Raw genomic sequence first — 9,103 nt, forward strand, 5'->3', positions numbered from 1 at the left:
GGATTTTACGCCGCCGTTGACAAGGGCGCTCCCAAGCGATGCGTTCAGCCGGAGGAGGCCGAGTTCATCCATCACATTACCCATTTTCAGTCCGCGTGTTTTCATAATGCGTCGAACTTCTGCTTGAACTGCAGGCGTGAGACGCCGATCGACATGGATTGGCGCGCCGCCCAGCGTCACGGCCCCTGCTACAGAGCTCGGCGCCACACATCCTATTTGGGCCTTGAAAGCATCCTTTTCCGCCGGGGACGCCTTCTTCCATGCAGACTCGAGGAGTTGCAGAGGAGTTCTCTGGGGCTTGATGCCCGCCAAATCGAGCGCCTTTGCGAACGATAATATCTTGCCATGCTGTAGGTCGGCATGGATGTCCGGCCGCTCCCGAGCTAGGCGATCCAGATAGTATTGGTTGCCCCGGGACTGGCGCTTGCCGGCGTTCATAGAAACGGCTCTGTAGCTTATCTATCCACTCTCCAATGTCGCGCTTTTGACGGAGACGCTAGACTGGAGCCTGTTGCACTCAATCGACCTCATACCCTGCGGCTTTGAAGTAGTTGTTGCGTTCCTCGTCGGAGAAGAGGTCGCAGACCTGACCGGCTGCGGAATGGCAACCCGAGTTAGCAGCCGCCGGTTGGTCACGGCGGGCTGCGGGATAGCCCAGGATCTGAGCATCCTCGTCGGAATGCCGGTGAGCAAGGCCCAAGCGATGGTCCCAGACCTGCAGGTGATGCCACATGATCCTGCTGCCAATACTGCCTTGCTGGTGCGGCCGGCGGCCCGGATTTTGCAGCGGGTCTCGCTCGTCGTAGCCGTCGACGCCTCCGACGGGCTGGTGATGTCTGGCGTCACACCTCGCGCGGCCATCGCCTTATTAAGCTGCTCGACCCTGAATCCCTGTTTGACGTGTTGGGATAATCTGTTGCACGTTGACTCTACAATCAATGAACGGGCGGGGCCTTCGCGGACTGTCTGATATGTCCGAACACGTGCGTCAAGCGCGTGATGTCCCACGATGTCCGTAAGCCGGACAACAACAGGAGAGCGGAATGAAAACTCTTGCTTCGATCACTGCACTTGCCTTGGGCGCTAGCCTGGCGGCGCCTGCCATGGCGCAAGACAACGCCGGAACGTGCGGCGATTTGTCGATCGCGCAGATGGGCTGGGCTTCGGCCGAGGTCATCACCGAGGTGGCGAAGTTCCTGCTGGAACAAGGCTATGACTGCACAGTGTCGCTTGTGAAGTCCGACACGATCCCTGCCATCACCTCTGTCGCGGAAAACGGTGAACCCGACATTGTTACCGACCTGTGGCTGAACTCGGCCGGCGAGGCCTACACTAAGCTGGAACAGGCCGGCACAATGGTTACGCTGACAGACGTGCTGAACCCCGGCGGGATCGAAGGCTGGTGGATCCCCACCTACCTGGCCGAGGCTCATCCTGAACTGACGACTATCGAAGGCGTGATGGCCAATCCCGGCCTGGTCGGAGGTCGCTTCAACAACTGCCCCGAGGGCTGGGGCTGTCGGGTCGTCAGCGACAACCTGGTCCGCGCCCTGAAGCTGGAAGAGGCGGGCATTGAGGTCTTCAATCACGGCTCCGGCGAAACTTTAGCCTCTTCGATGGGCTCGGCCGTCACCAGCGAGGAACCTTGGTTTGGTTACTATTGGGGGCCGACCGTTCCACTGGGTAAATACGACATGACCCGCGTCAAGTTGGGCGAATACGACGAGGCCAAGTTCTCGCCGCTGCAGAACCCCAACGCGCCCGATCCCCAGGTCTCGGATTTCCCGGAGGCGCCCAGCGTCACCGCCGTCACGGCGGCGCTGGTCGAGGACCAACCCGAGGTGGTCGAGTTCCTGCGCAAGATGACCTTCAAGACCGACGACATGAGTGCCCTTCTGGCCTGGCAGGACGAGAACAAGGCATCCGCCCAGGAGGTCGCGGTCCATTACCTGACCAACAACGCCGAAGAATGGCAGACCTGGCTGTCGGACGGCGCCAAGGAAAAGCTGTCGGCGCTGATCCAGCAGGACTGAGTGTCCGCAAATGCGCGGTATGTGGTCGGTGCCGCAACGGCATCGACCTTTACTTCAATGAATCATCCCGCAGCGGGAACAGACAGGGACGCAAGCGATGGCCAGCTACGACGGCGTATTCGATGCCTTGGGGCTCAGGGATTGGTGCGACGGCGGGGGCGAGGAAGGTGGCCCGATGTCGATGGCCGATCTTCTGGCCAAGGCTCAGGGCGGTGCATCGCAGGCGGGCGGGTCCTGGTGGGATCTGCCGCTGCCGTCGCTGAACAACCTGCATGAGGCTTGCGGGGCAATCTGGCAGACGCGCGACCTCACTCTGGGGCTGGAACGGGGGTTCCTGTCGGCACGCGACGCGCTGCGGGTCGTGCTTGATCCGCTGACCCAACCGCTCTCCTGGATGCTGCGCGAGACAATCTGGCTGATGACCGCAACGCCCTGGTTCATCATGCTTCCGGCCCTTTTGCTGCTGACCTGGTTTGTGTCGCGTTCCAAGGCTGTGGTGGCGTTGGTCGCGGTCTCGCTGGGGCTGCTGGCCTTCGTCGACCACTATACCGAGGCCATGCAGACCCTGGCGATCATCTTCGTTTGCGCCTTCATCTGCGTGCTGTTCGGCGTGCCCGTCGGCATCGCCATGTCGCGCAGCGACACCCTGCAGCGGATCGTGACGCCGATCTTGGACATGCTGCAGACGCTGCCTGCCTTCGTCTATCTGATCCCGCTGATCTTCCTGTTCAGCGTCACGGAACCCAAGCTCTATGGCATCGCGATCATCCTTTACGCTATCGTGCCGGTGATCCGGCTGACCGACCTGGGTATCCGGCTTGTCGACCGGGACGTGATCGAGGCCGCCGATGCCTTCGGGATGAGCCGCCGGCAGAAGCTGTTGGGTGTCCAGATCCCCCTGGCGCTGCCCAACATCATGGCGGGCGTGAACCAAACCATCATGATGAGCCTGGCCATGGTGGTGATCGCCTCGCTGGTCTCGGCGCCCGGCCTGGGGGTGCTGGTCCTACGCGGGATCCGCAATCTGGAACTGGGCGTGGGCCTCATCGCTGGCCTCGGGATCGTGCTGCTGGCGATCGTGCTGGATCGTGTCACCAAAGCGGCGCTGAACCGCATCGATACCAGCAAGTCCCAGCATTGAGGAGGAAAGGATGACGCGTCCCGTCAAGGTATCGATCCGTAACCTGTTCAAGGTCTTCGGGGAACGCCCAAGAGCTGCCCTGGCCGATGTTCTCGCCGGGATGGGCAAGGCTGACCTGCTCGCCAAACGCAACCACGTCCTCGGCCTCAACGATATCAATGTCGACATCCGCGAAGGCGAAATTACCGTCATCATGGGCCTTTCCGGGTCGGGCAAGTCCACTCTGATCCGCCACCTGAACCGCCTGATCGAGCCCACCGCGGGCGAGGTCCTTGTCGATGGCGAGAACATCCTGGCCTGGAACGAGGCGCGGCTGCGCGAGTTGCGGCGCAAGACCATGTCAATGGTTTTCCAGAAATTCGCCTTACTGCCGCATCGCACGGTGCTTGAAAACGCAGGAATGGCGCAGGCCACACAAGGCGTCCCCCGCCAGCGTTATCAGCCCGAGGCGCAGAAATGGCTCGAGCGGGTAGGTCTCGCGGGCTTCGGTGACCGCTATCCCCACCAGTTGTCCGGCGGGATGCAGCAGCGGGTGGGGATCGCGCGGGCGCTCACTTCGAATGCGGGGATCATGTTGATGGACGAGGCCTTCTCTGCGCTCGACCCGCTGATCCGCACCGACATGCAGGACCTGCTGATCGAGCTTCAGAGCGAGTTGCACAAGACCATCGTCTTCATCACCCATGACTTGGACGAGGCACTAAAACTCGCCGACCATCTGGTGATCCTGAAGGACGGCATGGTCGTCCAGCAGGGCGAACCCCAGCATATCCTGCTTAACCCGTCCGATCCCTATATCGAAGCCTTCATCGGCGACATCAATCGCGCCCGGGTGTTGCGCGTTCGGTCGGTCATGACCCAAGGAACGGCCGAGGATGTCGCTGGAGACGTCGATGCCGAGGCCACCCTGGAAAGTGTCATTGCCTTATCTGGGGGCGATGCTACCCAACGCTATCGCGTTACCCGCAGTGGGCAGTCGGTTGGTATCCTAGAAATGCCGACGCTAATCCGTGCCTTGGTGCCGCGTAGGTCAGCTTGAGAACGGGCCACCGTCGAAGACCTGAAGACGGAGTCAAAGCAGCCGCACCTTTTGATGGCTGTTCTTCATCTGCTACCCCCGCCCTTCCTTACCCGACCCCCTGACAGCAGTGGAGAAAAGGTTGCCACTGGACGGATCATCGGAACGCTTAGGCTGATGGAGCGGCGCCTCTTACAAGTCACCTTAACTTGACGTGACATGACCATGCGGTCGGCTTTTGATCGGCCGTAAGATTCATACCTGCGGCCATTCGGCTTTTCCGAGTGCCGTCCATACAAGCGAGGGTCTCGCCATGCCAGGCAACCGCAGCTTTCAGATCGGTTATTTGGGAATGCTGGCATTGATCGCCTGCTTTTCTGCATCGCATGTTGCCGCGCAAAGCGAGACTGATCTACCTACGGCAAAGGAAATCTGGCGCCATCTGCCCAGCCGGACTGCCGAACCGGCTCTCCAGCCCGCACCTGGTCCCGAGACCACATCAGCGGCGTCAACCTCACCTCGACAAGGCGCACCCGCCGCCGCACCTCGGCGAAGCGTCCCCAGGGCCATCGCAACCGGGCGGGCTCGGACGCTGGCTCAGGCGCGGGTCGTTATCCACTATCCCGAACGTGGCGGGTATGGACGATCTGAGGAGTTGGTCCGCCTCCTGCGTGCGTTAGGTGCCGGGGAGGTCGAGACCCGCCCAGTGCGCTATGCCGTCGAGCAGCAGAGCATCCGCTATTTCCACGCAGCCGACCGGGAGGTGTCAGGTGTCATTGGAGACCTGGTAGGCGGAGGCGGCCGGGCAACGGTGTCAGACTTCACCTTCTACCAGCCATCTCCCAGGGGCGGCACGGTTGAGGTTTGGTTACCGTTGCATCCTTCTGCGCATCAGTTCAGATGAATGGCTGCTCGAGTAACGTGGAATTCCCCATGACCTATGGCCCTTTATGCCCTGGGCCTGTGAATGGCCCAGCTGCAATTCTTGAATAGAGCGCTATCCGCCAGCGCGTCTAAGCAACCACGTCGTGGTTGGTGGCGGGCTTCCAGAATAACTCAGCCAGCGACTGGCTTTCCGGCATAGGTTTGCTCGCCGACGCGCACAACAATACGGCCATTGCCCAGATCGCGCTCAAACATACCCTGCACAGAGATATGTGTGCCTACCGCAATCGTCCTGATCATCGCTCATGCCTCCGATGTTTATCGCGCTGTAGTTGCATAGGCGTTGTCGCAAACACTCCGCGCTGGGGCGAGGCAAACGTTAACCTTAATGGTCAGAAGCGGCACGGGTGTGGTCGAGATGCAACACACTAGGGAAAAGGCTTCGCCGTTTGGAACCAGATCAGCCGTGGCCTTGTGCTTCAATGCGCCTGTCACTCCTGCGGGGCGGCGCCTCAGCTCCGGAAAGCTCATAGCATCACCTCCACCGTCAGTGGGCACTGCCGGTATCGAGTGGCCTAGCTGCCTGTGAACTATCGCGACCGCGCTGCCCGCCAACCGGCCGCCACAGCTTCGGCCTCGTCACAGAACCACCGCTCGCCCTGGGCTTCATCGATCTGGGTTCTTGCATAGGCCGAGGACCAGGGCGTGTGATAGATCCGCTCCCCCTTGGCTGAGATGTTGCCTTTAATGGGGCATCCCTCCGGAGCCTCGGCTACGGCACGCTCCCAGCGGGTCGCACGGTATTCCCAGGGCGCCTGTGCCGAGCCTTGCCAGATGCCGAGGCCTTGGCTGCGTGCTTCGGCCTCCACTTCGACATAGTCCTCTGAATACTCGCGGTAGGCCCACGCCAAGCCTAATGCCGCCATGTCGCGGCCCAAGTCAGTGTCGCCTGCGAAGCAGCGCCCGATGATCCGGCCGTAGGCATCCGTATCGAGAGGCTCGCATTGCAGCGTCTGGCCTTTGATCATCTCGGCCAAGGCTGCAGTTGCTGCGCTCCCACAGTCCCAAGGGCGCCCATTGCGCTGCTGACAGGTCTGGCCCTGCTCAGGAGCATCGACGCCGTGAAGGCGGACGGAGAGAGGCCCCAGCTTGATCGTGTCGCCGTCTATGACAGAGGCAGAACCTAATATTGTCGGGCCTTTGTTAATCTGGGCCGAAGAGGCGGCGGCTCCCGTCATGAAGCCCATCGCCAAATAGGTCAGCAGTCTGGCTGTCTTTCCCACTTTCTCTCTTCTCGCAACAGTAGCTGATTTCCAACTGGCCCCTGCGGCACCCAAGAAACGTAGATACTTGAACGCTGGGACATCCACCATCTCCTCGATTTCTGGTCAAGCAACGGAAACCGACGTGCAGAACCTTCAGTGCTGACTGGACAACCGTGCCAAAAAGCATGGCCCGGAACGCTTCGGCGCGATCCGGGCCATTTTGGTAATTTCGATATGGTGTGCTTCTATGATGTCACAAACGAGGACATCAAGCTTTGCGGTTGCGGCGGGCACGAAGGCCGCCCAAAGCGCCCATTCCGCCGATCAGCAGCAACGCCGATGCAGGCAGAGGAACAGGTGCGGGCGTTTGCTCGAGGGTGAAGGACGCACCAGTCGTGGTCTCCGTGCCGAAGCCTAGCGCAGTGGCATCGGCCAAGGTGTAGCTCAGCTTGTAGCCATCCGCGAAGTCAACGGTGCCTGATCCGGAGACCCATTTGAGGAAGCCACCGGAGATTTTTCCCGCAAGTGTCGCGAACCCTGCATAGCCCGATCCTCCTGCAGACGCATCCGAAGGAGAGGAGAAGTTCAAGTTCACGCTGACATCATACGCGCCAACACCGGTTGCCCATGGCTTGCTCAGCAGAACCTCCCAATTGAAGAGGTCGTCGAGGCTTGCGGATTGGCCAACAGTGTCCAAATCAAAGCTGCCGCCCGCGACTTCTCCAATCAGCTCGCAATCGGCGAAGGGGCAGAAGTCCTTCCCCGAAACGGTCACTTTGCCGGGATCAATGGTAAAGGTAGCGGCGGATGCAATGCTGATGCTAAGCGCGGTCGCGAGAGACGCAGCGGTGAGGTATTTACAGAAACTCATCTGGAAGCCTTCCGGAACAAAAAACGTTACGACAGCCCGGTTTATCTAGAATCAATGGTCGAGCTGGCTTTTGAGCAATATGACGGCGTTGTGATCAAGGATATCCTGTATCTTCTTGAGGACATTCTCCTCTGGATTGATCGCGACGGCAGACACCGCAATTAACCTCTCCGTCCCGGCACTGCGATTTTCGCGATTAGTCGGAGGAGCAGCATCGTGAAGGCGGCTGAAGTTGGCAGAGCGCAAACTAGGATCAATCCACTCGGCGAAGGTGGGACTTCCGTATTGTTGGAGAGCTTCGTTTGTAGGTCGCAGGGCGGGTCAGTTCCAGGCGCATGGCTTCAAGCTCTGCAATCTGACGTTCGATCCGCCAGAGGGTATCGGCTTTCTCTTCGTCTGACAGGTCGATCCGCCCGATGTTCGCGCGGCAGAGCATCAGCGTGGTTCCGGCTGCCGACAGGTGTGTTTGCAGGGTTTCATAGTTTGTTACGCGGTAGCTCATCGTTTTCCTTCCTCACTGTTTGTCATGGCTACAGCGGCATGGTTAAGAATTGGCTAACGATAGGTCCTGCACATACAAGGGTCAGACACGGTCTGAGGGAGGCGCGTCTTGGGCTGTGTCCAGTCTTGGCGCATCGAGTTAGCGTCGGATGGCGGCGCAGCAAAAAGCCCCCCTGTCGGGTGGGCTGTGGGCAGATCGGTGAAGTGGGATGGCGCCGCCGAGGGTTAACGCGCGCGCGGTGGGGCCTGCCGGTCCAGGGCCGACAAAAAGCTGATGATATGCTGCAGTTGAGGCTGTCCAGAACATGGAAAAAGCCCCGGCACGTAACAGTGCCGGGGAGGAACAATCTTGGTTCTTGGGGTAAAGATTGCAGGAGGAACATTAGCTTCTGGACTTTGTGCAGACAAGCGCATGAACAGGCCCGTCTTTTCTAGCGATGCCTCCTGCATCCATCTCAGAGCCCATCTTGACCTGAGAGCTGGCACCGGGCCTTGCGCATACGCTTGACCTGCCGGGCGCGGGCATGCCGCCCGACCTGAAGGGCTAGTCGCGGAGCAAGGAGCGCGTAGCTCCGGCGCAGATCGATCCCGGCTTCCTTCTCCAAGCCGACCAGCAACACGCGCGCCCGCTCGTAAAGCCGCGTGTCCGTCGGATGGGCGATGGTCTTTTCCATGACGTTCGTATCGACAGCCACCCGCTTCAGGTTCTTGTCGGTGACCGCACCAGAAGCCCGGCCTGCTTCGATCGTCTTGGTCAGCAGCCACTCCACGCCTTCTTCACCGTGCGCTTGCGCCAGAAGGTCAGGCATGACAGGTCAATCGGCAAGCGGTGCTGAAAGAACGTCTCGCCAGTGAAATGCTGGTAATACGGCTTCTCGACCCAAGGGGCGACAATTGCCTCGTCCGAGAGCTTGAAAGCGTGCTGGAGATACAAGGCCCGGCAACCAGGCGCTGCGACGTCAGTGGCCGACCCTGATGCGAGGGGAAGAAGGTTGCCCATTCACGTTCGAAGAAATCCCAGTTGATCAGTGCCGCGAGCTTCACCAGCTCATGGCGGGCATCGATCATGTCGACCAGTCGCGGAGGGAGCAGGTCATCCTGTTCAGGGTCGCGGGAAGCCGCATCGCCGTTGGGTGCGCGACAGCCAGCCTAATACTGGTCCGCCAACGGCCGGATCGGCCAAAAACGTTATGTTCATCACCTTGGAGGAAGAAAGCGGAGTGGCATCCGGCACCTGCACCTCGACGCGATTCGGGTGACGGGGCGCGATTTCCAGTAGTCCGAAGCTACTTTCAAACGGAGTTGTCCACTACAATGNATTCGGGTGACGGGGCGCGATTTCCAGTAGTCCGAAGCTACTTTCAAACGGAGTTGTCCACTACAATGCCC

General features: G+C 60.2%; 9 protein-coding genes and 1 pseudogene. 3 read left to right on the top strand and 7 right to left on the bottom strand.

The annotated features are described in order from the left end of the window. Positions 1–438: hypothetical protein (locus tag CK944_RS20540; protein ID WP_103174925.1), on the bottom strand; the 438-nt coding region annotated here is incomplete at its 3' end. Between the two features lie 79 nt (positions 439–517). Continuing rightward, positions 518–733: a hypothetical protein gene (locus CK944_RS23015; protein ID WP_146038734.1), complete on the bottom strand. Its 216-nt coding sequence runs from the start codon at positions 731–733 to the stop codon at positions 518–520. Positions 734–1,043: 310 nt separating this feature from the next. On the opposite strand from CK944_RS23015, the gene CK944_RS20550 reads away from it, so the two are divergent. The 3 genes from CK944_RS20550 to CK944_RS20560 all read left to right on the top strand — a co-directional run bounded on the left by CK944_RS20550 (position 1,044) and on the right by CK944_RS20560 (position 4,213). After that, complete coding sequence (locus CK944_RS20550) at positions 1,044–2,033, top strand: ABC transporter substrate-binding protein (protein ID WP_103174927.1); 990 nt, start codon at positions 1,044–1,046, stop codon at positions 2,031–2,033. Positions 2,034–2,130: 97 nt separating this feature from the next. After that, the gene (locus CK944_RS20555) at positions 2,131–3,174 is read left to right on the top strand and encodes a proline/glycine betaine ABC transporter permease (protein ID WP_103174928.1); all 1,044 of its coding nucleotides are present in this window, start codon (positions 2,131–2,133) and stop codon (positions 3,172–3,174) included. A 10-nt stretch (positions 3,175–3,184) separates the two neighbouring features. Then, entirely contained in the window at positions 3,185–4,213 is a 1,029-nt protein-coding gene (locus CK944_RS20560; RefSeq protein WP_103174929.1) for a glycine betaine/L-proline ABC transporter ATP-binding protein, read from the top strand. A gap of 1,035 nt (positions 4,214–5,248) precedes the next feature. Here CK944_RS20560 and CK944_RS24235 read toward each other — a convergent pair. The 5 genes and pseudogenes from CK944_RS24235 to CK944_RS20580 form a co-directional block, all read right to left on the bottom strand. Further along, positions 5,249–5,377, bottom strand: a complete 129-nt coding sequence (locus CK944_RS24235; RefSeq protein ID WP_256388173.1) for a hypothetical protein — start codon at positions 5,375–5,377, stop codon at positions 5,249–5,251. A gap of 290 nt (positions 5,378–5,667) precedes the next feature. Beyond that, a complete protein-coding gene (locus tag CK944_RS20565; RefSeq protein WP_158248099.1) occupies positions 5,668–6,360 on the bottom strand; it encodes a thermonuclease family protein in 693 nt (230 codons plus the stop codon). Between the two features lie 250 nt (positions 6,361–6,610). Continuing rightward, a complete protein-coding gene (locus CK944_RS20570) occupies positions 6,611–7,213 on the bottom strand; it encodes a VPLPA-CTERM sorting domain-containing protein (protein WP_103174931.1) in 603 nt (200 codons plus the stop codon). Between the two features lie 253 nt (positions 7,214–7,466). Continuing rightward, positions 7,467–7,715 (bottom strand): hypothetical protein, encoded by a 249-nt coding sequence (locus tag CK944_RS20575; RefSeq protein ID WP_103174932.1) that lies wholly within the window; start codon positions 7,713–7,715, stop codon positions 7,467–7,469. A gap of 460 nt (positions 7,716–8,175) precedes the next feature. Further along, a pseudogene (locus tag CK944_RS20580) lies at positions 8,176–8,782 on the bottom strand (transposase); the annotation flags it as partial. Between the last annotated feature and the right edge of the window lie 321 nt (positions 8,783–9,103).

This window comes from Paracoccus sp. SY (genome assembly GCF_002901215.1).
GTDB lineage: Bacteria > Pseudomonadota > Alphaproteobacteria > Rhodobacterales > Rhodobacteraceae > Paracoccus > Paracoccus acridae.

Excerpts from the sequence above, each read along its gene's own strand:
- CK944_RS20555 (WP_103174928.1), top strand. The coding sequence starts at position 2,131 with ATGGCCAGCTACGACGGCGTATTCGATGCCTTGGGGCTCAGGGATTGG.
- CK944_RS20550 (WP_103174927.1), top strand. The coding sequence starts at position 1,044 with ATGAAAACTCTTGCTTCGATCACTGCACTTGCCTTGGGCGCTAGCCTG.
- CK944_RS24235 (WP_256388173.1), bottom strand. The coding sequence starts at position 5,377 with ATGATCAGGACGATTGCGGTAGGCACACATATCTCTGTGCAGGGTATG.
- CK944_RS20575 (WP_103174932.1), bottom strand. The coding sequence starts at position 7,715 with ATGAGCTACCGCGTAACAAACTATGAAACCCTGCAAACACACCTGTCG.
- CK944_RS20560 (WP_103174929.1), top strand. The coding sequence starts at position 3,185 with ATGACGCGTCCCGTCAAGGTATCGATCCGTAACCTGTTCAAGGTCTTC.
- CK944_RS23015 (WP_146038734.1), bottom strand. The coding sequence starts at position 733 with ATGTGGCATCACCTGCAGGTCTGGGACCATCGCTTGGGCCTTGCTCAC.
- CK944_RS20570 (WP_103174931.1), bottom strand. The coding sequence starts at position 7,213 with ATGAGTTTCTGTAAATACCTCACCGCTGCGTCTCTCGCGACCGCGCTT.